The organism is Sporosarcina sp. NCCP-2716 (assembly GCF_023707985.1).
Taxonomy (GTDB): Bacteria; Bacillota; Bacilli; order Bacillales_A; family Planococcaceae; genus Sporosarcina.
This window is the reverse complement of the sequence record NZ_BRCF01000003.1, coordinates 268,522-294,926: the sequence shown is the minus strand read 5'-3', so window position 1 is coordinate 294,926 and position 26,405 is coordinate 268,522. Positions and strand designations below refer to the sequence as shown.

Genomic DNA, 26,405 nt, shown 5'->3' with positions numbered 1-26,405 from the left:
TGAGGAGGTCAGCAGCATGAATATCTATGCTTTGGTAAAACGTACGTTTGACACAGAGGAGAAAATCGTTGTTAAGAACGGGGCTATCCAGGAGGACGGCGCAGAATTCATCATCAACCCATATGACGAATATGCAGTCGAAGAAGCGATTCAAGTGCGTGACGAACACGGCGGGGAAGTGACAGTCCTTTCCCTCGGCGGGGAAGACGCAGAAAAGCAGCTTCGTACAGCCCTCGCAATGGGAGCGGACAAAGCCGTGCTTATCAACACAGAAGACGATCTCGATGAAATGGATGAGTTCTCAGCAGCCAAGATCATCGCAGAATACTTGAAAGACAAAGACGCGGATCTGATCATCGCAGGTAACGTCGCGATCGACGGCGGATCCGGCCAGGTCGGACCGCGCGTGGCAGAACTTCTCGGCATCAACTGCGTCACGACGATCACTGAACTGAAACTGGACGGCACGGATGCGACACTCGTTCGCGATGTGGAAGGCGATTCGGAGACGATCAAGACCGCGCTTCCATTGCTCGTCACAGCGCAGCAGGGCTTGAACGAGCCGCGCTACCCGTCACTGCCGGGCATCATGAAAGCGAAGAAGAAGCCGCTTGAAGAGCTGGAGCTGGACGACTTGGATCTCGACGAAGACGACGTGGAGCCGAAGACGGAAACAGTCGACATCTTCATGCCGCCTGCAAAAGCGGCGGGCCGTATCCTCGAAGGCGACATCGCCGACCAGGTGAGCGAACTGGTCGGATTGTTGAACAAAGAAGCGAAAGTTATCTGATAGAGCACGACTCATACCGTTCTAGGAGGGACAAAACATGTCAAAAAATGTGTTAGTACTAGGCGAAGCCCGTGAAGGCGAACTGCGGAACGTTTCGTTTGAAGCGATCGCAGCAGCAAAGCAGATTGCAGGGGGCGGCACGATCACAGGCCTGCTGATCGGCGACTCAGTGGAAAACCTCGCGCAGGAAATGGTCCAATATGGAGCAGACCGTGTCATCACAGTCGAGCATGCAGACTTGAAACAGTACACGTCCGACGGCTACAGCCAGGCATTCATGGCGGTGTACGAGCAGGAGAGCCCGGACGCTGTCGTCATGGGACACACGGCGCTCGGCAAGGATCTTTCTCCGAAGATCGCAAGTAAGCTCGGATCAGGCCTCATTTCGGACGTGACGGCAATCGAAGGCGAAGGCGACGATGCAGAATTCATCCGCCCGATCTATTCCGGTAAAGCATTCGAGAAAGTGAAGAACAAAGAAGGTCTCCTCTTCTTCACGATCCGTCCGAACAATATCGAGCCGCTTGAAAAAGACGGCAGCCGTTCAGGCGATGTCTCTTCCGTATCCGTTGAAATCACGAACCTCCGCTCCATCATCGCGGATGTTGTGCGCAAAGCATCGGAAGGCGTCGACTTGTCCGAAGCGAAAGTGATCGTTGCGGGCGGCCGCGGCGTGAAAAGCGAAGACGGGTTCAAGCCGCTCGAAGAACTGGCGGAACTGCTCGGCGGTGCGGTCGGCGCATCCCGCGGCGCATGTGACGCGGACTACTGTGACTACTCGCTCCAGATCGGCCAGACAGGGAAAGTTGTTACACCTGATCTGTACATCGCGATCGGTATTTCTGGGGCAATCCAGCATATGGCAGGTATGTCGAACTCCAAGATCATCGTTGCCATCAACAAAGATCCGGAAGCGAATATCTTCAAAGTGGCGGACTACGGTATCGTCGGAGATTTGTTCGAAGTCATGCCGATACTGATCGAAGAAGTGAAGAAACTGAAGTCGACGCAGACGGTGTAACTGATCTGTCAGCAGAGGGGCCGCTACCGGCTGCCTCTGCTTTGTTCATTCAATGAATCGGATGCAGTAAGCAGATATTTCGCCTGGAAAGACCGTGCATGGTATACTGGGTTCAGAGTTGTTACCTACAAAGGAGGATATTTCCAATGGCTATTGTTAATGCGACAGATGCAGATTTTACTGAAAAAACAAGTGATGGCGTAGTACTCGTCGACTTCTGGGCACCTTGGTGCGGCCCTTGTAAAATGATCGCTCCGGTCCTTGAAGAATTGGACGGCGAAATCGAAGGCAAAGCGAAGATCGTCAAAGTGAACGTGGACGACAACCAAGGCACTGCAAGCAAATTCGGCATCATGTCGATCCCAACACTTCTTGTCATGAAAGACGGCGAAACTGTCGATAAAGTGGTCGGCTTCCGTCCGAAAGAAGAACTTGCAAAATTGGTTGACCAGCACGCATAAGCTTACTATCTTAAGACCGGGTCCTGTTTCTCAGAGGAACCCGGTTTTTTTGGCAGGTGAATCCAGATGAACGAACTGATCCAGCAGAAACTCGCCATCCTCCCCGACGAACCGGGCTGCTACCTCATGAAAGACAGGCAGGGCACCGTCATCTACGTCGGGAAGGCGAAAGTGCTGAAAAACCGGGTGCGCAGCTACTTCACAGGCTCCCACGACGCGAAGACCCAGCGGCTCGTCACGGAAATCGAAGACTTCGAATTCATCGTCACGTCGTCCAACATCGAGGCGCTCATCCTTGAGCTGAACCTCATCAAGCAGTATGATCCGAAATACAACATCATGCTGAAGGACGACAAGACGTATCCTTATTTGAAACTGACGGCCGAAAGGCATCCGAAACTGATCGTCACCCGTATCGTGAAAAAGGACAAAGGCCGCTACTTCGGCCCGTACCCGAACGTCACGGCGGCGACGGAGACGAAGAAACTGCTCGACCGGCTGTATCCATACCGGAAGTGCCACACGCTGCCGGACCGTGTCTGTCTCTACTATCATATGGGCCAGTGTCTCGCGCCGTGTGTGAATGACATACCGAAAGAGACATACAAGGAAATGACCGACGACATCGCCCGTTTTCTGAACGGCGGCTATAAAGAGATGAAGAAAGAGCTCACCGCCAAGATGAATGCCGCGGCAGAGAACCTCGAGTTCGAGCGCGCGACGGAATACCGCGACCAGATCTCCAACATCGAAACCGTCATGGAAAAACAGACGATGACGATGCACGATTTCAAGGATCGTGACATCTTCGGCTACGCAGTCGAGAAAGGCTGGATGTGTGTCCAGGTGTTCTTCGTCCGGCAGGGGAAGCTGATCGAGCGCGACGTGTCGCTGTTCCCTGTCTATCAGGATCCCGAAGAGGAACTGCTGACATTCATCGGCCAGTTCTACAGCAAAGCCGCGCACATCAAGCCGAGCGAAGTGCTTCTGCCAACGGGGATCGACCGCGAAATCGTCGAACAGCTGCTCGATATCCATGCGTACATCCCGCAGCGCGGCAAGAAGAAGGACCTCGTGCAGCTAGCGACGAAGAACGCCGCCATTTCGCTCCGCCAGAAATTCCAGCTGCTCGACAGGCAGGAAGAGCGGACGGTCGGTGCGTGTGAAGAACTCGCAGATGCGATGAACATCTCCATTCCGCTGCGCATCGAAGCGTTCGACAACTCGCACACGCACGGCGTCGAGCCGGTCTCCGCAATGGTGTCGTTCGTCGATGGCAAGCCGAACCGCAAAGACTACCGGAAATACAAGACGAAGACCGCCGCTGCGCATGACGACTACGGCGCCATGCGTGAAGTGATCCGGCGACGGTACGCGCGGGTGCTGCGCGATGACCTGCCGCTGCCTGACCTGGTCGTCATCGACGGTGGGAAAGGCCAGATGAACATCGCCCGCGAAGTGATCGAGGACGAGCTCGGGCTGTCGATCCCGATCGCCGGGCTCGCCAAAGACGAAAAGCACAATACGGCGAACCTGCTGTACGGCTCGCCGCCCGAACTGGTTCCGCTGCAGCGGTCGAGCGAAGCGTTCTACCTGCTGCAGCGCATCCAGGACGAAGTCCACCGGTTCGCCATCACGTTCCACCGGCAGCGGCGCCAGGCCGGATCGCTCGCCTCCTCGCTCGACGGGCTGCCGGGCGTAGGGCCGAAACGGAAACAGAACCTGCTCAAGCATTTTGGTTCTGTGAAAAAGATCAAAGCCGCCAGCGCCGACCAGCTCGTGGAAGCGGGTCTGCCGAAGAACGTCGCCGAGTCCGTGGCCGAGTATTTCGCGGAACAGCGGAAGCCGGCGGAGGAGTCTGCGGATTGAATGGAGGAAGTGGGAAAACGGACCTGTGGCGGGTCCGTTTTTTTGTGCGGAAAGAGGCGCGGGACGGAGTGGTAATTGAGCGGTTAGCGATGCTAATGGAGCGGTCAGGCAGGGGGAACGAGCGGTTAGCTATGTGAATTGATCGGTTAGGCGAGTAAACGAGCGGTCAGCCAGGGGAATGGAGCGGTCAGCGGGAATAAATGAGCGGTCGGCGGTCTGCCTGGCCGCCGTCCGCTCAAGCAGGGAGCGAAACCGCTCAAGAAGGGGCCGAAACGCTCAAGCGAGGCGAGAAACGCTCAAGCAGCAAGCCGAACCGCTCAAGCGAGGCACGAAACGCTCAAGCAGCATCAGGAAACGCTCAAGCAGCATCAGGAAACGCTCAAGCCCCACCGCAAACCGCTCAAGCCAAATGCCCATCCACCCTCCAAAACACAAAAAACCGGAGAGGCCCTAAGCCTCTCCGACCAACTCACTCATTCATCTCAAAAGTTTCATCCCACCGGACTTTCAGCGTGATTTGTTCCGTCTTTTCATCGCGCGCACCGTAGCATTCCGTCAGACAGCCGTTCGCAATCTGGTACTGCTCGGCGAGAAACCCCGCCTCGAGCGGGAACGAATCGCGGGAAGCCGGCGACTCGAGCCGGTCCGTCAGCTCATAATCCGTTTCTTCTTTGCCGGATGCCACGCGCACGAGCGTGCCCCAACCGGCCTCCTTGAAGAATGCTGGGACTTCATCCACCGAAAACACGGGGAACTTCCGGGCGATTTCCTTGCCTGCCCAATACAGGATATCGTCCTCATGCTTCCCGAGAATGTCAGGGATCACATGATCTCTCAATAGTTCATAGCCGAAACGGGTCGGCCCTTCAGTTGAATCGTGTCCCATAGCGCAAGCATCCCCTTCGTCGTGTCACCTGCCGCATCGAAGAAAGCTTGGAAACAATGGCATGCCAATTAAGCAGGTCACCTTGACCTTCCCAATACGGAGGAGTACAATGTACATGTTATTATATTGTAACATGAAGAGACGGACCGTCAATCATTCGTCTGCCAAAGTGCGGAGATGGACACATTCCGGCTCAGAAATAAGGGAGGGTAAATCACTTGGTGAGAGAAAATGAGTTCTACTGGCGACGCCTGCACTCACTGCTCGGGATCATTCCAATCGGTCTATTCGTGACGCAGCACTTGATCATCAACCATTTCGCAACACGAGGGGCAGAATCGTTCAACACAGCGGCGCATTTCATTGAAAACCTGCCGTTCATCTACTTCCTCGAATGGTTCGTCATCTACATACCGCTGATGTTCCACGCGTTCTACGGGGTATACCTCGCGTTCACGTCGAAAAACAACGTTCAGCGCTACGGCACATTCCGCAACTGGATGTTCTTCCTGCAGCGGATCACAGGTGTGTTCCTGGTGATCTTCATCGCTTGGCACATCTATGAAACACGTATCCAGAAAATGTTCGGAACCGAAGTCAACTTCGATATGATGGCTGACATCCTGTCGAATCCGTTCATGATCGTGTTCTATGCTCTCGGTATCATCGCTGCGACTTTCCACCTGGCGAACGGCCTCTGGTCATTCCTCGTCACTTGGGGACTTGCGCAGTCCGCACGTTCACAGCGTATCGTGACGTACGTGACACTTGTCGTTTTCATTGCACTGACTATCATCGGATTGCGTGCACTGTTCGCATTCGTTTAAGAACCACTCAGCACCCTATTGTATTCATTGAGGAGTGAAACAACTATGTCAAAAGGTAGAGTGATTGTCGTAGGCGGCGGTCTCGCCGGCCTCATGGCAACCATCAAGGCATCAGAACAAGGCGTCGGAGTCGACCTGTTTTCCCTCGTACCCGTGAAGCGTTCCCACTCCGTCTGTGCCCAGGGCGGCATCAACGGCGCGGTGAACACGAAAGGGGAAGGGGATTCCCCGTGGATCCACTTCGATGACACCGTATACGGCGGGGACTTCCTTGCCAACCAGCCGCCTGTCAAAGCGATGGCGGACGCAGCACCGGGCATCATCCACTTGTTCGACCGGATGGGCGTCATGTTCAACCGGACACCGGAAGGTCTTCTCGATTTCCGCCGTTTCGGAGGCACAATGCACCACCGTACAGCCTATGCCGGCGCGACAACGGGCCAGCAGCTTCTGTACGCATTGGACGAGCAGGTCCGGGCACAGGAAGTCGCAGGACTCGTACAAAAGTATGAGCACTGGGAATTCCTCGGTGTCATTCAGGATGACGAAGGCGTCTGCCGCGGTATCCGTGCGCAGAACCTCAGAACGATGGAGATCAAAGCATTCCCTGGCGACGCGGTCATCATGGCGACAGGCGGCCCCGGAATCATCTTTGGCAAGTCGACGAACTCGGTCATCAACACCGGTTCAGCGGCATCGATCGTTTATCAGCAAGGCGCGAAGTATGCGAACGGTGAATTCATCCAAATCCACCCGACAGCGATTCCGGGAGACGACAAACTGCGTCTCATGAGTGAATCTGCGCGTGGGGAAGGCGGACGGATCTGGACATACAAAGACGGCAAGCCTTGGTACTTCCTCGAAGAGAAATATCCGGCTTACGGAAACCTCGTACCGCGTGATATCGCGACGCGTGAAATCTTCGACGTCTGCGTAAACCAGAAACTCGGCATCAACGGCGAAAACATGGTCTACCTCGACCTGTCCCATAAAGATCCGCATGAGCTGGACGTCAAGCTCGGCGGCATCATCGAGATCTACGAGAAATTCACTGGTGAAGACCCGCGCAAAGTGCCGATGAAGATCTTCCCGGCGGTCCACTATTCGATGGGCGGCCTATGGGTCGATTACAATCAGCACACATCCATCCCTGGTCTGTTCGCTGCGGGCGAATGCGATTATTCGCAGCACGGCGGAAACCGCCTAGGCGCGAACTCGCTGCTTTCTGCGGTATACGGCGGTATGCTTGCAGGACCGGAAGCTGTGAAGTACATGAAAGGCCTGAAAACGTCTGCTGACGATCTGCCTTCCGCAATCTTCGACAATGCGGTGAAGGAAGAGCAGGAGAAGTGGGATAAAATCATTAACATGCGCGGCACGGAAAATGCGTATGTGCTGCATCGTGAACTCGGTGAGATCATGACGGATAACGTAACAGTCGTCCGCTATAACGATCGGTTGGAAGCGACTGATAAAAAAATCCAGGAGCTTCTCGAGCGCTGGGAAAATATCGATATGACCGATACGCAGCAATGGTCGAATCAAGGCGCAACATTCACGCGCCAGCTGAAGAACATGCTATACTTGGCACGTGTCATCACACTTGGCGCACTGCAGCGGAATGAAAGCCGCGGCGCGCACTACAAGCCGGACTTCCCGGAACGTGACGACGAAAACTTCCTCAAAACAACGATCGCTGAGTTTGACGGCAAGTCCGCTCCGATCCTGTCCTATGAAGAAGTCGATGTATCGCTGATCCCGCCTCGTAAGCGCGATTACACTTCCGCGCACTAAGCCGGAAGTGCAGCAACACGAATATTCCGCATCGAAAGGAGACTGACGGAAGTGAGTGAACAACAAACTGCTGTTGCAGAACCGACAGCACCCGGTAAAACGATCCTTTTCGAAATCCAGCGGCAGGATACACCTGAATCCGCGCCGTACATGGAGTCTTTCGAAATTCCCTATAAGGCTAACATGAACGTCATTTCCGCCCTGATGGAAATCCGGCGGAACCCGGTCAATGCAAAAGGCGAAAAAACAACACCGGTCAACTGGGACATGAACTGTCTCGAGGAAGTATGCGGCGCCTGCTCGATGGTCATCAACGGCCGTCCGCGCCAGTCATGTACTGCCCTCGTCGATCAGCTTACCCAGCCGATCAAACTCGAGCCGATGCGCACATTCCCGGTCGTCCGCGACTTGCTCGTCGACCGTGAAGGCATGTTCGACTCCCTGAAGAAGATCAAAGCCTGGATTCCGATCGATGGAACGTATGACCTCGGCGAGGGTCCGCGCATGCCGGAACGCAAACGCCAATGGGCTTACGAACTGTCGAAATGTATGACGTGCGGTGTCTGCCTCGAAGCCTGCCCGAACGTCAACGACTCCACTAACTTCATGGGACCATTCGCGATCTCGCAAGTCCGCCTGTTCAACACGCACCCAACCGGAGCGAAGAACAAAGACGAGCGTCTCGCAGCCCTCATGACAGACGGAGGCCTCGCCGAGTGCGGGAACTCCCAGAACTGTGTCGTCGCCTGCCCGAAAGGCATCCCGTTGACAACGTCCATTGCGGCCATGAACCGCGCGACCACTGTCCAGATGTTCAAAAACTTCTTCGGAAGCGACCATATGGTAGACTAATTTCAACTCCGCCCCCGGAACCCAGCCTGCGCTGGCTTCCCGGGGTTTTTTGTTTGGGTTCTCAGCGTGAAGGGCGGGGGAGTGCTCATAAAATGGTGGGAAGCGCTCATAAACGTGGAGAATCGCTCATAAATCGGGAAAAGCGCTCATAAATTGCTAAAAACGCTCATAAAACTGGAAAAGCGCTCATAAATCGCGTAAACCGCTCATAAATCTCAAAAACCGCTCATAAAACGTGTAAACCGCTCATAAATCTCAAAAAACGCTCATAACACTCGTCCACATCCTCTCCCAATCCGCGCCACAACCCATAATCCACCAACTCCCCATGCCGCGCAGTATGAACTTCACCATCCCGAACGCACTAAAGCCCAACACTTCCCCTTCTTATTTTCAGATAACTTTGATACAATAGGAGAATGAACGTTCATTCACTAATTGGACTGGGGGAGAATAGCATGAAACAGACGTATATTGAGAACTTCGAAGAGTGGGAGAAAGGGTTCCGGTTTTCCGTGCCGGTGCGCGTCCGGTTTTCTGAGACGGATATGTATGGGCACCTGAACAACACGGTGACGTTCACCTACTTCGAGCAGGCGCGCATCGATTACTTGAAAGAGATTGGGCTGATGAACGACTGGCTCGACCCGGACGGCGAATGCATCCCGGTCGTCGCTGATTTGCAGTGCGACTACGTCAAGCAGGTCTTCTTCAACGAAACCGTCAATATATATGTTAAGGCCAACTCGATCGGCACGAGTTCGGTCGACATCCACTACATGGCGAAGAACGAAAAAGGCGACCTTGTTTTTACCGGCCGCGGAGCGATGGTTCAGATATCGAAGAAGACAGGCTCCGGCGTCGCTTGGACCGATCACGAAAAAGAGCTGTTCTGCGCGAAAACCCGGAGCTGAGCCGGCACAGCTTCCTCCGAGTCGGAATACTGTAAAGGGAAACCGATAGGAGGGGCGCGTCTTGATGGAGGAATTTAGCAGCCGTTCTGTGCTGACAGGCAGGGAACGCGAGATTTTTACATTGCTCATTGCCGATAATACAACGAAAGAGATAGCCGGCGAATTAGGCATAAGTGAAAAAACCGTACGCAACCATATCTCGAACACAATCCAGAAGCTCGGGGTTTCCGGCCGGGCTCAGGCAATGATCGAGCTCATACGGCTCGGCGAACTGAGCATCGACTGAGCAGGAGTTGTAAGGGCCATCCGACTGCAGACTTGTCTGCAGTCCTTTTTAAAGACAGCAAACACCGCACGTGCATATAACTATTGCTTTTTCACGCAGTTAAGAGGAAAATAATAAATAAATTCATTGATATGGAGCTGGTACCGATGACCGAAAAAGTCACAGGAAAGCTTGAAGAAATCCATCACATGGAGAAGGACTTGCGCTACGTCGCCGCCATCATCAAGCAGCAGGGGCGCAAAATCCTCAGCAACTATACAATCACACCGCCGCAGTTCATCGCCCTGCAGTGGCTCTTCGAGCATGGCGATATGACGATCGGCGACCTGTCGAACAAGATGTACCTGGCTTTCAGCACGACGACCGATCTCGTCGACCGGATGGAAAAGAACGAACTCGTCAAGCGGGTCCGTGACGAAAAGGACCGCCGTGTCGTGCGCATCCACTTGCTGAAAGAAGGCGAGCGGGTCATCCAGGAAGTGATCGACAAACGCCGCAATTACCTGGAAGACGTCGTCCGCGACTTCAGCGAGGACGAGCTCTCGACATTCACCAAGCTGCTGGCCAAACTCCACATAGAAATGAGCACAGAGACCAAATGACCGACAAAGCCGACTTACCCATCGGCATCATCGATTCAGGAGTGGGCGGGCTGACCGTCATGAAAGAACTCCTGGACCGGATGCCGGACGAACCATTCACCTACATAGGGGACGACGCGCGCTGCCCGTACGGCAGCCGCCCGCCCGAAGAAGTCATCACCTTCACAACAGAAATGCTCGAGGCGCTCGATTCGTTCGGCGTCAAGCTCGCAGTCATCGCCTGCAACACGGCAACTGCGTTCGCCCTCGAGCATGTCCGTCCGCTTTTCGATTTCCCGGTCATCGGCGTCATCGAACCCGGGGCGCGGACAGCCATCGCCAAATCCGAAATGAAACAGATCGTCGTTCTCGGCACGAGCGGCACCGTCAAGAGCGGGGCGTACAGTCGGGCAATCGCCGATCTCGCTGCGGAAGCGGACGTCACAGCGCTCGCCTGCCCGACATTTGTACCGATCGTCGAACGCGGCGTCTATAAGACACCGGAGGCGGATGAAACCGTCAGACAGGCGCTCCTGCCTCTCGCCGGCGCGTCCTTCGACGCCGTCATCCTCGGCTGCACACACTTCCCGCTGCTTGCGCCGTTCATTTCAAAGCATCTGCCGCCGGGCACGGAGCTGATCACCTCGGGATCGGCGACCGCCGACACCGTCACCGGACTGCTCGCGAGCAAAGGTGCACTGCGGCCTGCCGGATTAACGCCAGATATCCGCTTCTACACGACAGGCGACCCGCAACACTTCCGGCATATCACCGAAGACTGGCTCGAACTGCCGTTTGCGCACGTCGAGCAGCTCAACCTGCCTTATACAGCTGAATGAACGCAAAAGACCCGGCGCACCATCTGCCGGGTTTTTGCGTGCGTCCGATTGGTTATGATAAGATGGGTGGATGAAAAGAAAGAGGGAATGCACTTTGAGACATGATGGAAGAGAACAAAATACACTGCGCCAGGTGCGCATTGAAACCGACTACTTACTGCATCCGGAAGGCTCGGTGCTCATCACGGTCGGCAATACGAAAGTGATCTGTACTGCGTCCGTGGAGGAGCGTGTGCCGCCATTCTTGCGGGGATCCGGCAAAGGCTGGGTGACCGCTGAGTACTCCATGCTGCCGCGCGCAACCGGCCAGCGGACACAGCGGGAAGCGTCCCGGGGCAAGATCGGCGGCCGCACGATGGAAATCCAGCGGCTCATCGGACGGGCACTGCGCTCCGTCATCGACTTGGAAGCTCTCGGTGAGCGTACGATCTGGATCGACTGCGACGTCATCCAGGCGGACGGCGGCACACGCACCGCATCGATTACGGGCGCATTCGTCGCGATGGCGCTTGCAGCTGACGGCATCGCGGAAAGCAAGAAGCTCGCGAAATTCCCGATCCGCCAGTACCTCGCCGCGACAAGCGTCGGCAAATCGGAAGAGGGCGAGCTGATCCTCGATCTCGATTACGTTGAAGACTCTGCCGCTGCAGTCGACATGAACGTCGTCATGACGAGCGCAGGGGAATTCGTGGAATTACAGGGGACTGGTGAGGAATCGACTTTCACGCGGGCGGAGATGAACGGCCTGCTCGACCTCGCAGAAGCCGGCATCCACGATCTGATCAGCCTGCAGAAAGACGCACTCGGCGCAATCTGCAGCAAAATCGACTCAAACGAGGAGGCAGCCAAATGAAAGAAGTACTGATTGCGACCAATAATAAAGGGAAAGTACGGGACTTCGAAGAACTGTTCAAGCCGCACGGCATCCGCGTCCGTTCACTGCAGGACCTGGACGAGCCGATCGACGTCGAGGAGACAGGCATGACGTTCGAAGAGAATGCGATCCTGAAAGCGGAAGAAACCGCAAAGCTTTTGAACACGTGGGTGATCTCCGATGACAGCGGCCTTGAGATCGATGCACTGAACGGCGAACCAGGCGTCTATTCAGCCCGCTATGCAGGCGAACAGAAGGACGACGAGGCAAACATCGACAAAGTGTTCGAAGGTCTTACAGGCGTCCCGGAAGTCTCACGTCAGGCACGCTTCCGCTGTGTCCTCGCGATCGCCGGACCGAACATGGAAACGAAGACGTTCTCCGGCAGCTGCGAAGGCACCATCCTGTTCGAACGCCGCGGCAGTAACGGCTTTGGATACGACCCGATCTTCTACGTGCCTGCCGCCCGCAAATCGATGGGCGAACTGACACCGGCCCAAAAAGCCGAGTACTCCCACCGCGGGGAAGCGATGCGCAAATTCGAAGAGGATCTTCCGAATCTGGTCGGGGAAGCGGGCGGTCGCCAGTGAAACTGATCGTCCTGAGCGACTCGCACGGCGACACGGACACAATTGACGCAATCCGCCGCCGGGAGACCGGGGCAGACGCCATCTTCCACTGCGGCGACAGTGAGCTGTCAGTCAGTGATGAACACTTGGCAGGCATCCGGATTGTCCAGGGCAATTGCGACTGGGGTGCCGCATTCGACGAGCGCGTCCTCACCGACGTCAATGAGACGCGTATCCTCATGGTCCACGGCCACCAGCACGGCGTCAAGCAGTCCCTTATGCAGCTGAAATATGCAGCAGAAGAGACCGGCGCAAACATAGTTTTGTTCGGCCATTCCCACCTGTACGGCGCCGAACTCCAGGATAGCGTAATGTACGTCAATCCGGGCAGCACGAAACTGCCGAGGGGCGGCCACCGCGCAGCAACGTACGCGGTCATCGAAACCGGCGAGTCGATCACTGTCACATTCCTGGACCCGCTCACCGGCAGCCACATTGAGGACGCCAACTTCACAATCCGCTAATTCGCTATTGACTTAGCGAAGCGCATTGCCTATAATAAAACCTGTCGTTCCAATCAGTCATGACTGGACGCAGTTGTCTCAGTAGCTCAGCTGGATAGAGCAACGCCCTTCTAAGGCGTCGGTCGGGGGTTCGAATCCCTCCTGGGACGTAACGGAATACTGCGACTAACCGGATCAGCGCGCCAAAGGCCGATCCGGTTAGTTTTTCTCGTAATTTTGTTGTATATATGATGCCCGAATGGAATAGTCTAATGGACATCAGGATGCTCTTATGATATCCTGATGGTAGTAATAAGGTGATGATTAGGCACCGAAAACTTGATACGCATTCCGGACTTCGGGCGCCGGACGTTGGCAGGCAACAGAAAAACCTGATACACATTCCAGACTTCGGGCGCTGGACGTTGGCAAGCAACAGAAAAGCCTAATCATGTTTCGGATGAGAAGAGAGGTATACATTGCCTCTCTTCTTTTTTATGATAGAAGGTGAACCGTCTGTGATGAGCAATAACAACCTATTAAAGAAATTGCAAAACGGTTTGCGGGAATACGACAAAATTGTTGATAAACACATAGTTTATGTTTACCTAGTGGATGGAAAGTATAGAGAATTACATTTCAAGCCCGCGAAGTCCAATTTCATGCATCTTTGTGGTATTGAATATAGAGACAAGAAAAATGGCGAAAAGATGAATGCCATCCAGTTTTATAAGGCCTTGCAAAAGAACAAAATCTCTCCTAACGGAATTACTAAGAAATCATTTACAGATCAGAAGTTGCAAATAATAAATTGTATTTCAGATTTGACAAATTGCACTGTACGTATTTTAGATGGACAAGTAACATTCTTACATCTTTCCTTTGACAAAGCTATTAGAAGTAAAAAGCAGATATTTTGTTTGTCTTTAATTAGAAAACAGGGAACCTCATACGTACCCAATTCATTACTGAACTTACGATCCGATAAGTCACATGCAATAGGAAAAGGTCATCCTGTACATAGAATATTTCTACTGGATCATTCAACTAATAACGCTAAAACAATTTGTCAAACATCGGAGTTTGATGTGCTGAAGTACAATAATTACCCACAAACTGATTGAAATGCAAAACTAATTTATAGTCTTCCTAAAATCAACTTAGTGTTCGAATCCCTCCTGCGACGTTACAGCAGCATAACAACAGCAAAAACCGGATCCGCCCACTCGGCAGATCCGGTTTTTGCTGTCTATATGACGGGAAAAGGGGAGCGCCCCCAAACCCGTTTACTCCTTCGCCACGCCTTCCTGCCACTTGTCGACTTTGTTGGAATGGCTTTTCATATACGCATCGAGGACGGTCTGTTTGTCTTTGCCTTCGACAAATATCTGTTTCGACAGCGAGGCTTCCTCCGAGGCGCTCCAGTCATCGCCGATCGCGGTCACGATCTTGTAGGCCGCCGGGTGTTCGTCTTTGAACTTCTTATTGAACACGAGGTTGATATGCTCCTCGCCGCTGCTGAACACCTCTTCCGGATCCTTCAGCAGTTTCAGTTTCATCTCACTGACTGCCCAGTGCGGGGTCCAGCCGATGATGACGATCGGCGTCTGGCTCTTGAGGGCCTCCTGCAGGGCGGCGAGCATGTCGCGCTCCGACCCGTCCTTCAGTGTCCACGTCCCGAGTTTGTACGTATTGTCTTCAATCGCCGTATCGGTCTTCTCCATGATGCCGCATCGCGGATCGATGCCGGTGATCGTCCGGTTCAGCGATTTCGCCAGCTCCGGGTCCTTTTCAAGGTCGGCGATCGAATTGACGTCTGTCATGTATTCCGGAACGGCGAGGGAGACGGACGCCTGATCGATCAGGTTCGTTTTCGTGTAGACGTCTAGATTCCCGCCGTATTCACTCAAGTACTCCTTATCCGTCTCGGGATACCAGCCGGACGCATGGAACGTATCCGTATCCTCCGAAGCATTCGCATAGACAGTCCCGGCCGCTTCGAGCGGCGTCAGTGTCACGTCATAGCCTGCATCCTTCAGCACTTCCGCCATGACGAACGAACGGATGGCGGAGCCGGAGTCATTGTACGGGATGTTCAGTTCCTTCCCGCCGAGCTGCAGCTCCTCATCGCCTGCAATGCCGCTGCTGCATGCTGTCAGCGTCAGACCGGCTGCAAGAGCCGCCGCGATGCCGGCACGCTTTCCAATACTCTTTCCCATATCTGTTTGTGCCTCCTTGCCTCTATTGGACTGCAGGCCGCCCGGTGTTTATCCGGCACGGCTGCAGTGAAAGTCTGTTTCGGGCGATCAGTGCCTGTCTGTGTCCCTGTCCGCCATCTCCGCAAGTACATCGCGGATATCCTGCAGCAGGCCGGTCTGTTCACCGAGCAGGGCTGCGAGCAGCTGGTCCCTTTCCGGAACGGTGGAATCCATACGGACAGCTTCGTCCTCCTCCGTCACATACGGACTGTACGCACGGTAGATCTCAGGGGCATGCGTCTTCGCGTAGAGCAGCAGCGCTTCGAACAGTACCGGACGTTCCGGTTCCGTCCGCAGCAGTTCTTCATAGAGCTGCTGGGTTCCGCCATCGAATGCACCTTCCGCCGTGACTGCAAAGGCCGGGGCGGCAGGGGCTTCGGAAAGCGGGGCATCCATAGGCTGCGGCGTCCGTTCGTCTTGCAGGGCGTGCCCTTCGATGTCCACTTTAGGCAGCAGGCGGTCGAGCCATTTCGGCATGTACCACGACATAGGACCGAAAAGTTTCGTCAATGCCGGTATCAGTGTAAGCCGGACGATGAACGCATCGAACAGGACACCGAACGCAAGCGCGATGCCGAGGGACTTGATCATCACGTCGTCCTGGAACACGAATGCCATGAAGACGCTGAACATGATCAGTGCCGCCGCAATGATGACGGAGCCGCTCTCCTTCAGTCCGATCTGGATGGACCGGACATTGTCCTTCGTCCGGCTGTACTCCTCGTACACCCGGGACATGAGGAAGATCTCATAGTCGATCGCAAGCCCGAACAGCAGGCCGATGACGATGACCGGCAGGAACGCGAGCAGCGGTCCGGTCGTTCCGACACCGAACAGGCTGCCGAGGAACCCTTCCTGCATGACGAGTGTCGTGAAGCCGAGTGTCGCGGTCAGCGACAGCACGAAGCCGAGCACCGCCTTCAGCGGGATCAGGATCGAACGGAATACGATCATCAGCAGCACGAACGCGAGCACGATGATAATGCCTGCGAATACAGGGATCGCATCGTTGAGTTTCTTCGACATGTCGATGTTGATGACGCTCTGGCCGGAGATTTCCGTCTCGAAATCGTATTTGTCTTTCGCCTTCGCATCATAGTCCCGCAGGTCATGCACGAGCGTTTGGGTCGACTGCGCATTCGGCCCTTCCTTCGGCAGGATGCTCAGCAGCGCATAAGTCTGTGATTCGTTCAGCTGCGCAGGAGTGACGATGTCGACATTGCTGATATCCATCAGGTCATCGGTCATCCGCTTCAGATCACGCTGGACGGCGTCAGTGTCCGATTTGCCCTTCACGTTGACGAGCATCGGGATCTGGCCGTTGAACCCTTCGCCGAATTCATCGGAAATCAGGTCGTACGCTTTCTTCTGCGTCGAATCGTCCGGCTTCATGCCATCATCGGGAATCCCGAGGCGCATATTGGCCATCGGAATGCTCGTCGCGGCCAGGATCACGATGCCGAGGATGACTGCAAGCCACGGTTTGCCGATGACGAACTTCGACCATGGAGTATCGAGCCTACGGGTCGTTCCCAACTTATCCGGCTTCGGACGGACCCGCAGATGGAACAGGCTGATCAGCGCCGGCAGCAAGGTGAGGGCACTGACGACCGCCAGCAGTACGCTGATCGCGGACATGAAGCCCATCACGGCGAGGAAGTCGATGCCGATGAGCGCAAGCCCGCAGACGGCGATGATCACCGTCACACCGGCAAAGATGATCGCGCTGCCGGCGGTTCCGACCGCGAGCCCGATCGCTTTCACATGATCCGGTTCCGTCCGGATGATCTCCCGATAGCGCGACAGGATGAACAGTGCATAGTCGATGCCGACCGCAAGTCCGATCATGACGGCAAGCGTCAACGTCACGTTCGGCACGGTGAACACGTGGGTGAGCAGGGCGATGATGCCGATGCTCGTGCCTAGTCCGAGAATCGCGCTGACGATCGGAAGACCGGCTGCGACGAGTGAACCGAACGTGATCACGAGGATGACAAACGCGATCAGGACACCGATCGCCTCCGACGCGCCGCCGAATTCAATATCGGTCAGGGCGTTGCCTGTCAGTTCGGTCTGGACGTTATGCTGGTCCTTCAAATCCGACAGTTCCTTCTTCACATTCGTCAGCGACGCATCCTTCAGGGAAGTCTGCGAGACGACATAGGTGATATCCGCGAATGCCGTATTCTGATCGGCATTGATCTGCCGGTTTTCATACGGATCCGTAATGCTTGCGACATAGTCGTCGTTCTTCTTGATATCCGCAAGTGTCTGCTGGATGTCCTGCATGAGCGACGGGTCGGTGATCCCTTCGTTCGCGTTCGTATGGAATACGATCCGGATCGACGCCCGTTCGCTGTCAAAATGGAATTCTTCACGGATCTTATCGTTCGTATCGATCGACTTCAGTCCGTTCATCTTGATGTCACTGCTGAATTCAGGCGCGTTCGAGATGAGCGGCGTGACGATCGCAGCAAGCAGCGCGATCCAAATCACGATGACCCACCATTTGTTCCGCGCGATGAACGAGCCGAGTCGGTATAGAAGCTTTGCCAAAATAGTTCCTCCTTCAGTATCGTGAAAACTTCATGGATGGTCCACTGCAGCTCCCGGGCCGGTTATGTATACAAAACCTCGGCCAGCTGGCGGATCTGTCCTGTGAGCGGTTCGCATTTCTTGAATTGCTCCAGGTAGAGCAGCAGCGCCTTCACCATGTACGGGCGCGGCTTGCCTTCACGGAATTCGTCCCGCAGCGCGTGCACGGCGAACAGAGCTTCATCCTGTTCAGCCGCCGGCATCGCCAAGCGTACCAGCGCCTTTTCGAGGTCCGCCAGCAACAGCCGCACCTGATCGGCAGGACGCAGCGGAGCGGGCTCCTCGTCGAAGATCGTAAACGAGGCGAGATCGCCGGTTGTCAGCAGCGGCTGCACCTCATCCGGATTCATCATCAGCACTCGGATACGCGAGACGATGAAGCGCGCCACCGTTTCGGCATCCCCGATCGGGACACCGCGGATCGCAAGCACGAGGAACTCTTTGATCATCCCCAGCATGATGAACGTGCAGTCCCAGATGGACGCCTCCGCACCTGGACCGAACACGTCCAACAGCGATTTCCTGAACCAGTTGAGCATGGAAATATAGATAGTATTCGCAAGCTCCGCGACCTCCTGGTTACTGCCGTAATCGAGCTTGCGGATGAGCAGCAGCACGAACGTCTTGTTACTGACGATCAAGTCGAACTGGATGACGATCTTCCGGATCAGCCGTTCCTCCGCGGAGAGCGAACTATCCAAATCCACCTGGTCGATTTCCGCCATCGTCTGCTCATAGCTGTAAGCCGTCGCCCGGACGAGCAACTCATCCTTCGAGCGAAAGAAATTATACAGCGTAGCTTTCGACATGGAGCATCTCTCTGCCACTTCCTGCATAGACGTCGCTGCAAACCCCTTTTCCACAAACAGATCGATCGCCGTCTGGATGATTTCCTCTTCTCTTTTCATGGAATCCCCTTTTTCCCGAGACAGGCAGCTGTTGGCCTGCTCAATATTGACCCATCGGTTCTCTATAAAACCCATGAGTACTCTCACTAGAATATAGCGATTTAGTATAGGATGTCAACTATTTATGCTGATGGATGACTACTAGGTGGGGGACCTTGGAATAAACGCTCGGCGTCAACGGCAGCGTTTTATTTCCGGTCGGACGGGAAGAGATAACTGATAAACAATATCCAAAACAGGAGGAGATCCCATGAACCCCAACTACAAAGAAGCCCTGACCGCCCTCACCGAATGCATTTCTGCATGCAACAACTGCTTTGATGCCTGCCTTAACGAAGAAGACGTCAAGATGATGGCCGGATGCATCCGTCTCGACCGCGAATGCGCCGACATCTGCGCCTACGCCGTCCAGGCGATCACCCGCAACAGCCCGTTCACCAAGCAGATCCTTCAGCTGTGTGCGGATGTCTGCGAGCAGTGCGGCAGCGAATGCGGCCAGCACGACCACGACCATTGCAAGCGCTGTGCCGAAGCGTGCAAGAAGTGTGCGGAAACCTGCCGGAAAGCCGTGGCGTATGCGATCACTTGAAATGAACAAAAAACCGGATCCACTGCCGTGCTGGCGGCGGATCCGGTTTTTAGTTGTGGTTACCCCTGCTGACCTCGATAGTCTGTCTGCATTTCATGGAAAAGTAAATCGTGATCCGTCACCTTATGGACCAAATAATTGATATCCAATGTCATACGCTTCGTCACGTTCCGCTACTCGTTGAACCGCTGCGTAACTTCCTTCCGCATTCCCCGCTGTCCGTCCAGCAGGATCTTGATGGACGTCTTCACGTCCGTCATGTCAGTCTGCAGACTGGCGATATCTTCCTTCACACTGGACATATCGGTCTGCAGGCTGGCGATATCTTCCTTCACGCTGGACATGTCGGTCTGCAGAACAGCGATATCTTTCTTAACACTGGACATGTCAGTTTGCAGCTTGGAGATATCTCCCTTCATAAGAGAAATATCCTCTTTAACAGCAGTCATATCTGTCTTCAGTCCAGCAACATCTTTCTTAACCTCAGCAAGATCCTTCTCGATGACGTCGAACCGCCCATCCATCCGATCCAGCCGCTCATGGATCGGCTGCAGCGAACTGTCCAGCACCGTCTTCAGCATGACCGCCAATTCCTCACTCATGCGAGCCCCTCCTCTCCAGAATGATGCAGCCCCTCAAGACGGCTGCTTACCCTGGGTACCTGACCGAGTGTTTCCGATAATAGTTAAGCCCAGTATAGCATATGACCGGTCTGCAAGTGGCAGGCCGAAAATGTTAGAAGGAAGGGAACAACGCAATTACCGACAATAGACGCAAAAAATCGAATAGTCCATTGTGACTTCCTCAAATCATTGGTAAGATGTGGATAGCTAGTGAAAACTGTACGAAGCGGGTGAGTCCATGATTATCTATGAATCGACAAAAGAGCAGTTTGTCGGAGACGTGGTGAATGAGCTGCTGATCGATCGGCTCTATAATTCCTATCAGCAGAAGATCGGCAGGACGAGCAAGGCGGAAATCCGTTCTTGGGAAAACTCCCTGCAGAAGATGTCTAACGTCATGCAGGATGATGGAATTCCGGAAGATGCAGCGGTCGCCATTGAGTTCAACATACCGAACACTTCAAAACGGGTAGATTTCCTCGTAGCCGGCAATGACGGCAATCAGGACCACGTCGTCATCGTGGAGCTGAAACAATGGGAGGAAGTCGAGAAAGTTCCCACCCGGGATGCAGTGGTTCGCACGTATGTCGGCGGCGGCAAACGTGAGCTTGTCCATCCATCCTACCAAGCATGGTCCTATGCGGCTTTGATCGAAGACTTCAATGAAAACGTGCAGAAACAGCAGATCAGCCTGAAACCATGCGCGTACTTGCACAATTACAGAAAAACAGAAAATGACCCGCTGACAGACTCTCATTATGAATTCCATATGGAGCGTGCGCCGATCTTTGCTAAGGGAGAAATCCAAAAGCTGCGGGCTTTCATCAAAAACTATATACGCAAAGGTGACCAGAACCGTCTGATCTATCAGATTGAAAACGGCAAAATCAGGCCGTCCAAATCGCTGCAGGATACGCTGAATGCTATGCTGAAGGGCAATGAAGAGTTTGTCATGATCGATGACCAGAAAGTGTTCTACGAAGAAGCACTCCAGCTGGCGCTTGAAAGTGTTCGCACAAGGACAAAGCAGGTAATGGTAGTTGAAGGCGGTCCGGGCACCGGAAAATCCGTACTGGCCATCAATCTGCTGGTGAATCTGATTGCAAATGATAAGACAACGATGTACGTCACGAAAAATGCGGCTCCGCGCAACATCTACTCGACAAAGCTAAAGAAGGATTTCAAGAAGTCCCATATCGATAACCTGTTCAAGGGATCCGGAAGTTTCACGGAGTCGGACCTCAATGAGTTCGATGTCCTGATTATCGATGAAGCCCACCGTCTTAACGAGAAATCCGGGATGTTCCAGAACAAAGGCGAAAATCAGGTGAAGGAGCTTATCAAGGCTTCCCAATTCACGATCTTCTTTATCGATGAAAATCAGAAAGTGACGCTCAGTGATATCGGCAGTACGGAAACAATTGAGAAGTTTGCTGAGGAATATGGCGCCCAAGTCATTAAACGGCAGCTCGTCTCCCAGTTCCGGTGCGATGGCTCCGACGGCTACATCGCCTGGCTCGATGATGTGCTGGGCATCCGCGATACAGCGAATGTCAACGACATGGGGATGGATTATAATTTCAAGGTCTACGATGACCCGAATGTCATGCTGGCGGATATTGAAAAGCTCAATGAACGGAACAACAAATCGCGCATGATGGCGGGATACTGCTGGGAGTGGCCGAAGAATAACCGGCTGGACGTCGAACATCTCGACATCACTTTACCGGAGCACGATTTCGGCATCAGCTGGAATATCGAGAATACCTGGGCCATTGAAAACACTTCCGTCCGTGAAGCAGGCTGCATCCACACTGCGCAAGGGCTGGAATTTGACTATGTCGGTGTCATCATCGGCGACGACTTGCGGATGGAAAACGGGCACATTAATACTGACCATACCAAGCGCGCTAAAACAGACCAATCGCTCAAGGGGATTAAGAAAATCGCCAAAGAAGATCCTGACAAAGCAAGGCAACTCGCCGATCCGCTCATCCGGAACACGTACCGTACACTCATGACTCGCGGACAGAAAGGCTGCTTAGTCTATTGCACGGATCCTGAGCTGCAAAGTTATTTGAAGGAACGGCTTGCGAGGGTGACGATGTATCGGAGGAAGCGGGAAAAGGATTTGTATTTGGTGGATGAGAAGAGAGGATACTAAGCGCGGTATTCAAGGGTCATAAAACGGTTGGAGAAAGGCTTTTTAAGTATATGAAAAAAACGAACTATACATTTCCTCATTCGGAGAGCACGGAGTTGGACAGTTAGTTACCGTGCATCAAAAAATGCAACTAGCTGTGTGTAATTAAGTTAAATCTGAAGATAAATTCTCCGCTCGAACGGCGTGTAACGTTCGTCAATGTGTTAAGGGACTGAAATATGCTTTAGATACAAAGCTATTAAGTATGTTAATCACATTGCTAAAATGGAAGTATTAGTTATTCTTCAGAAACAAGTGAAGACTCTCGAAGACTACACAGATGTCTAATTCAAACTAAAATCTTCACTTAAAGAGGAATCAAGAGAGGGAAGAGGGGCTATAAGTTATTAAATATAATTACAAAACGACTAACTATTTAATTGTTTGATTTCATTTCCATTTATGTTTAAAGGTGTTTATTATGCCTACAATCAAAGCAAGGACAAAGCTACAAATATCTCCGAATACTTGTGAGATGAAGAATCCTACATCGGTGAAGCGACTAATACCACTATCTTGAATGTCATATTCATGCACCTCGTCAATTGAATCAAAAGATTTTTACGTAAAAAGTCTTTGCTAGAATAGTGTGTTAAAAAAGACAATCGAATATTTTCTAGTGAATGATTCCTATAAAACAATGAGTTACGCGTGTATATAATGTAAAACGTAGCTATCTTTAAAACCATGCTAAACCTGTCAAAAGAAATCCTGAACAGATGTATTTATTGGTAATATAACAGATCGGAGTGATAAAAATGAAGGGATATATATACGTGCTAGAAAACCCGGCAATGCCTGGAATCCATAAAATCGGTAAAACAACACGGGACCCATTTATACGTCTTAGTGAACTTTCGGCATCAACGGGTATTCCTACTCCATTTACATTGATTTTTCAGCAGCCTTTCAAAGATTGCCATAAAGCCGAACAGCAAATACATTCAATCTTAACTGCTAAAAATAATCGTCTATCTAATAACAGAGAGTTTTTCACAACTCCATTAAATGATATTATTCAACTAATTTTAGAACTAAAAAAAGAAGAACTAGAAACAGAAGAACTAGAAACAGTAACTAATCCAGAACTGATTGATGATATAGATGATACTCGAGAAGAGAATGGTGCAAAACTATTACAACAAGCAATTTCAAGTTATTTAGGACTTGGCGATTGTATCGAGGATCATTTTGAGGCGAAAGAAATTTTTAGTAAAGCGTGTAATTTAGGAGTGGTTAAATCCAACCGTTGGCTTGCTATGATGAATTACTATGGACATGGCGGAAACAAAAGCGAAAAGAATGCTTTCGATTATTTGAAGAAAGGAGCAAAAGCAGGAGACAATAGTTGCTTAGTTCTTCTTGCAGGATTGTCAGCTATAAACGGAAGGTATCAAAACCTATCGAACAGTAAAAAGTATTGGGACCATTTTGAAAAAAATATAAAAAAGATGGAGGTTAATGAAGAAAACTTTATTTATCTATATGGATTGATTTGTCATAGACTAAATGAAGCTAGTGACAATTCAATTCCCAGTATAAATTATGCTAATTGGGAATACCCAGTGCTTTTAGACTTTTTAAGTAATAAAATAGCTAGACAGGAAAATACAAAACGATCTATGGACGAAGAAATATTATTTCATTTGGAAGACTTCTTTTCAAACTTTAATGCCATGTTTACTGTATTCGAAAAGAAATGGAATCCAGTCGAACGTCAACTATACTACTTTCCTAAAAGTGATGAAGATTTGAAACTCCTTGTATATGTAGGAAAAACAAAAATGAGTATTAACAATGTTGTAGATAATTATTTATATTTTGGGAATCCTCGATTCTCCGAGAAAGGTCTTTACATGAAAAGTGAACAATTCGTAGAAAATGTAGAAGAAAACCGTTGTTTCCCTGTATATACTCATAATAGAAAAGAATATATAGAGCATGTGATTTTTTGCATTAATATACGTACCAACGAATTGTTAAGTAAAATGTCTGTAGAGTAAATTTATAGTTCTGATGTTTAAAGCCGACTCCACATTTAGTGTGTATCAATAAGGGACATTTTTGTTTAATTACCTATATTCAAAAGAATATTAAAAATAGCATAACAGAAGACGGGCGATCATTATATTTACAAATAGGAATTTTGAAGACGATTCGTATGTAAAAGTCAAAGAGGAGCTCGGACCGTTTAAAGTAGTCGAATTTTAAAGAGAATTAGGCACCGATTGCGCAAGTGCCCAATCTGCAAATTTTGCGTCTGTAATGAATGGGAGAAGACGACAGCTGGTTTGCGATTTTCGACAATCCAACATTGCGATTCAGGCAAGGGCGAAATGGATAGCAGGAGATGTAAAAGCGACGACAGGGCTTAAAAATGGTAGTCGACTTTGTGTGGTGACCTGTGTGTCAAACAGTGCGAGGTGAATAAGTGAGCTACATACCAGCTATAATAACTGCATCAGTAGCTTTGATAGCGGCTATTTGTTCTCAAATATTTAGTAATCACTTAACAATCAGAAGAGAAGAAATTAATGAGTTGAAAAGTGTACAAAGACTTTTAATAACAAATTATTTAAATGATATATTGTTAGTTTTATATAGCTCTAATAAAGGTAATTTGGAAAGTTGGGAACAGGATATACATTTACAAAATATAATAAATAAAATGCAAGGTGATATAGGTATACTAAGTCCGGTAATTCAAGCCGAGATATCTACGTACTCAGTTCGTGAATATTTGGATCATTTTGATTCTGATCAAGAGAAAGTATTGGAATTTAGGATTATATTTTATTTATTATGTTATATTAAAGAAGTTAGTATGAAGGCAAATGTAAATGTCAGTCCAAGCTTTGAAAATATTATTCACTCAGCTGCTGTCGAATATGCATATTTAGCTATTAGTACAGAAGTAGAAGGTTATGATATTGCATTAAATAATTTAAGAAATATTAGACACTTTAATAGTGGATTGTTAAATGTTTTCACATTGGAAGAAATGAAAAGCATGATTGAATATAGCGATGTTCAAATGCGAGAAGTACTCATTGATCTAGTTATTAACACGAATATTGATATGCTAAATAGTTGTTTGGTGACCTGTGCGTCGAGCAATAGTGTGTCGCCGAAAACAAAGTAGATCAGAAAGCGGGCGGTTATTATATTTACAATCCGAAATTTTGAAGACAACCCGAATGTGAAAGTCAAAGAAGAGCTCGGCCCATTTAAAGTAGTTGAATTTCAAAGAGAACTGAGCACTGATCGCGCAAGTGCTCAATCCGCATATTTTGCGTCTGAAATGAATGTGAGAAGACGACAGCTGGTTTGCGATGTCGGTCAGTCCAACATTACGATTCAGGCAGGGGCGATGCAATGGATGGCAGGGGATGTAAAAGCGACGACGGGGCTTTAAAGGGGTAGGCGACTTTATCGGGAAAACGATTCGGGGCAAAATGACCAAAGAATCGGCCATCAAACCTGAATATACGGGAACCGGCACACTTGTGTTGGAACAGACGTTTAAGCATATTTTGTTATTGGATGTTGGTGACTGGAATGAGTCACTTGTCATAGAAGACGGACTCTTTTTAGCTTGTGATTCAGGACTCAAACATAAGGCTGGGGTGCGTTCTACTCTTTCATCTGCCACATTAGGCGGTGAAGGTCTTTTCAATCTAGGAGTGACCGGAGGAGGAACGATTGCCCTGGAATCCACCATTTTGAGAGAGGAACTTATCGAAATCGAGTTGGACAATGATGAGTTGAAAATCGATGGGAATATGGCGATTGCTTGGTCGGGCAGTTTAGATTTCACTGTCGAGCGCTCGGGCAAAACACTTTTAGGTTCTGCAGCTTCCGGCGAGGGATTGGTGAATGTCTATCGCGGAACAGGCAAAGTCTTAATGGCACCGTTTCTTGTATAGTCAGGTTAGGATTTCCCTCTAACCGAACGGGTTTAGTGGTGGGTTTCTATGTTAAAAACATTCAAGTGATGGGTGCCTGTGGGAGAAACATTTTGCTGTACTCATCTTGATTGAACCGCCGTATACCGAACGCTACGTACGATGGTGTGAGAGGTCGGGGGGGGGGTAATCACCCCCTCCTACTCGATTATATAGATGAATATTTATTATTGCCTCGTACTAAACCTAATTAAAATA

The 26,405-nt window shown here is 51.3% G+C and carries 26 protein-coding genes and 1 tRNA gene; 22 read left to right on the top strand and 5 right to left on the bottom strand.

Translation table 11 applies throughout. The annotated features are described in order from the left end of the window. Window positions 1-16: 16 nt before the first annotated feature. From NFU03_RS07150 to uvrC, 4 genes are all read left to right on the top strand, one after another. Complete coding sequence (locus tag NFU03_RS07150; RefSeq protein ID WP_251637389.1) at window positions 17-790, top strand: electron transfer flavoprotein subunit beta/FixA family protein; 774 nt, start codon at window positions 17-19, stop codon at window positions 788-790. A 37-nt stretch (window positions 791-827) separates the two neighbouring features. After that, entirely contained in the window at window positions 828-1,811 is a 984-nt protein-coding gene (locus NFU03_RS07145) for an electron transfer flavoprotein subunit alpha/FixB family protein (protein ID WP_251637387.1), read from the top strand. A gap of 146 nt (window positions 1,812-1,957) precedes the next feature. After that, window positions 1,958-2,272: a thioredoxin gene (gene trxA / locus NFU03_RS07140; protein WP_251637385.1), complete on the top strand. Its 315-nt coding sequence runs from the start codon at window positions 1,958-1,960 to the stop codon at window positions 2,270-2,272. A gap of 66 nt (window positions 2,273-2,338) precedes the next feature. Then, entirely contained in the window at window positions 2,339-4,141 is a 1,803-nt protein-coding gene (gene uvrC, locus NFU03_RS07135) for an excinuclease ABC subunit UvrC (RefSeq protein ID WP_251637383.1), read from the top strand. Window positions 4,142-4,610: 469 nt separating this feature from the next. Here uvrC and NFU03_RS07130 read toward each other — a convergent pair whose 3' ends face one another. Further along, window positions 4,611-5,027 (bottom strand): YslB family protein, encoded by a 417-nt coding sequence (locus NFU03_RS07130; RefSeq protein ID WP_251637381.1) that lies wholly within the window; start codon window positions 5,025-5,027, stop codon window positions 4,611-4,613. Between the two features lie 218 nt (window positions 5,028-5,245). Here NFU03_RS07130 and NFU03_RS07125 point away from each other — a divergent pair, with 218 nt between their 5' ends. The 12 genes from NFU03_RS07125 (at window position 5,246) to NFU03_RS07070 (ending at window position 14,190) form a co-directional block, all read left to right on the top strand. Beyond that, window positions 5,246-5,854, top strand: a complete 609-nt coding sequence (locus tag NFU03_RS07125; protein WP_285835430.1) for a succinate dehydrogenase cytochrome b558 subunit — start codon at window positions 5,246-5,248, stop codon at window positions 5,852-5,854. A 45-nt stretch (window positions 5,855-5,899) separates the two neighbouring features. After that, window positions 5,900-7,648: a succinate dehydrogenase flavoprotein subunit gene (gene sdhA, locus NFU03_RS07120; protein WP_251637379.1), complete on the top strand. Its 1,749-nt coding sequence runs from the start codon at window positions 5,900-5,902 to the stop codon at window positions 7,646-7,648. 42 nt (window positions 7,649-7,690) lie between these two features. Then, window positions 7,691-8,500, top strand: coding sequence for a succinate dehydrogenase iron-sulfur subunit (gene sdhB / locus NFU03_RS07115; protein WP_251637474.1), 810 nt, complete (start codon window positions 7,691-7,693; stop codon window positions 8,498-8,500). A 458-nt stretch (window positions 8,501-8,958) separates the two neighbouring features. Further along, window positions 8,959-9,414, top strand: a complete 456-nt coding sequence (locus NFU03_RS07110; RefSeq protein WP_251637377.1) for an acyl-CoA thioesterase — start codon at window positions 8,959-8,961, stop codon at window positions 9,412-9,414. A 64-nt stretch (window positions 9,415-9,478) separates the two neighbouring features. Continuing rightward, a complete protein-coding gene (locus NFU03_RS07105) occupies window positions 9,479-9,700 on the top strand; it encodes a helix-turn-helix domain-containing protein (protein ID WP_251637473.1) in 222 nt (73 codons plus the stop codon). A 146-nt stretch (window positions 9,701-9,846) separates the two neighbouring features. Next, entirely contained in the window at window positions 9,847-10,302 is a 456-nt protein-coding gene (locus NFU03_RS07100) for a MarR family winged helix-turn-helix transcriptional regulator (RefSeq protein WP_251637375.1), read from the top strand. Beyond that, on the top strand, window positions 10,299-11,120 hold the full coding sequence (gene murI / locus NFU03_RS07095) for a glutamate racemase (protein ID WP_251637372.1): 822 nt from the start codon (window positions 10,299-10,301) through the stop codon (window positions 11,118-11,120). Before NFU03_RS07100 ends, murI begins: the two co-directional genes overlap by 4 nt. Window positions 11,121-11,214: 94 nt before the next feature. Continuing rightward, window positions 11,215-11,973, top strand: coding sequence for a ribonuclease PH (gene rph / locus NFU03_RS07090; protein ID WP_251637370.1), 759 nt, complete (start codon window positions 11,215-11,217; stop codon window positions 11,971-11,973). After that, window positions 11,970-12,584 carry an XTP/dITP diphosphatase gene (locus NFU03_RS07085; protein WP_251637368.1) on the top strand — a complete coding sequence of 205 codons (615 nt, stop codon included), beginning with the start codon at window positions 11,970-11,972 and terminating at the stop codon, window positions 12,582-12,584. The genes rph and NFU03_RS07085 overlap by 4 nt, the downstream gene beginning before the upstream one ends. Next, the gene (locus NFU03_RS07080) at window positions 12,581-13,087 is read left to right on the top strand and encodes a metallophosphoesterase (RefSeq protein WP_251637367.1); all 507 of its coding nucleotides are present in this window, start codon (window positions 12,581-12,583) and stop codon (window positions 13,085-13,087) included. The genes NFU03_RS07085 and NFU03_RS07080 overlap by 4 nt, the downstream gene beginning before the upstream one ends. A 75-nt stretch (window positions 13,088-13,162) precedes the next feature. Beyond that, window positions 13,163-13,236: transfer RNA gene (locus tag NFU03_RS07075), tRNA-Arg, on the top strand. A gap of 351 nt (window positions 13,237-13,587) precedes the next feature. Continuing rightward, window positions 13,588-14,190 carry a PBECR4 domain-containing protein gene (locus NFU03_RS07070; RefSeq protein ID WP_251637365.1) on the top strand — a complete coding sequence of 201 codons (603 nt, stop codon included), beginning with the start codon at window positions 13,588-13,590 and terminating at the stop codon, window positions 14,188-14,190. A 162-nt stretch (window positions 14,191-14,352) separates the two neighbouring features. On the opposite strand, the gene NFU03_RS07065 is transcribed toward NFU03_RS07070, so the two are convergent. From NFU03_RS07065 to NFU03_RS07055, 3 genes are all read right to left on the bottom strand, one after another. Beyond that, a complete protein-coding gene (locus NFU03_RS07065; RefSeq protein ID WP_251637363.1) occupies window positions 14,353-15,285 on the bottom strand; it encodes a glycine betaine ABC transporter substrate-binding protein in 933 nt (310 codons plus the stop codon). 87 nt (window positions 15,286-15,372) lie between these two features. After that, window positions 15,373-17,880: an MMPL family transporter gene (locus tag NFU03_RS07060; RefSeq protein ID WP_285835429.1), complete on the bottom strand. Its 2,508-nt coding sequence runs from the start codon at window positions 17,878-17,880 to the stop codon at window positions 15,373-15,375. 62 nt (window positions 17,881-17,942) lie between these two features. After that, window positions 17,943-18,827 (bottom strand): TetR/AcrR family transcriptional regulator, encoded by an 885-nt coding sequence (locus NFU03_RS07055; RefSeq protein ID WP_251637361.1) that lies wholly within the window; start codon window positions 18,825-18,827, stop codon window positions 17,943-17,945. A 250-nt stretch (window positions 18,828-19,077) separates the two neighbouring features. Here NFU03_RS07055 and NFU03_RS07050 point away from each other — a divergent pair, with 250 nt between their 5' ends. Further along, a complete protein-coding gene (locus NFU03_RS07050; RefSeq protein ID WP_251637358.1) occupies window positions 19,078-19,416 on the top strand; it encodes a four-helix bundle copper-binding protein in 339 nt (112 codons plus the stop codon). A 173-nt stretch (window positions 19,417-19,589) separates the two neighbouring features. Here NFU03_RS07050 and NFU03_RS07045 read toward each other — a convergent pair whose 3' ends face one another. Then, entirely contained in the window at window positions 19,590-20,018 is a 429-nt protein-coding gene (locus tag NFU03_RS07045; protein ID WP_251637356.1) for a hypothetical protein, read from the bottom strand. Window positions 20,019-20,277: 259 nt separating this feature from the next. Between NFU03_RS07045 and NFU03_RS07040 the strand changes: the two genes are divergently transcribed. The 5 genes from NFU03_RS07040 (at window position 20,278) to NFU03_RS07020 (ending at window position 26,168) form a co-directional block, all read left to right on the top strand. Further along, complete coding sequence (locus tag NFU03_RS07040; protein ID WP_251637354.1) at window positions 20,278-22,203, top strand: DUF2075 domain-containing protein; 1,926 nt, start codon at window positions 20,278-20,280, stop codon at window positions 22,201-22,203. An 815-nt stretch (window positions 22,204-23,018) separates the two neighbouring features. Next, window positions 23,019-24,245 carry a GIY-YIG nuclease family protein gene (locus NFU03_RS07035; protein ID WP_251637352.1) on the top strand — a complete coding sequence of 409 codons (1,227 nt, stop codon included), beginning with the start codon at window positions 23,019-23,021 and terminating at the stop codon, window positions 24,243-24,245. A 428-nt stretch (window positions 24,246-24,673) separates the two neighbouring features. Then, window positions 24,674-25,384, top strand: coding sequence for a hypothetical protein (locus NFU03_RS07030; RefSeq protein WP_251637350.1), 711 nt, complete (start codon window positions 24,674-24,676; stop codon window positions 25,382-25,384). A gap of 57 nt (window positions 25,385-25,441) precedes the next feature. Then, complete coding sequence (locus tag NFU03_RS07025; protein ID WP_251637349.1) at window positions 25,442-25,657, top strand: hypothetical protein; 216 nt, start codon at window positions 25,442-25,444, stop codon at window positions 25,655-25,657. A 40-nt stretch (window positions 25,658-25,697) separates the two neighbouring features. Then, window positions 25,698-26,168: an AIM24 family protein gene (locus tag NFU03_RS07020; RefSeq protein WP_251637347.1), complete on the top strand. Its 471-nt coding sequence runs from the start codon at window positions 25,698-25,700 to the stop codon at window positions 26,166-26,168. Window positions 26,169-26,405 lie beyond the last annotated feature (237 nt).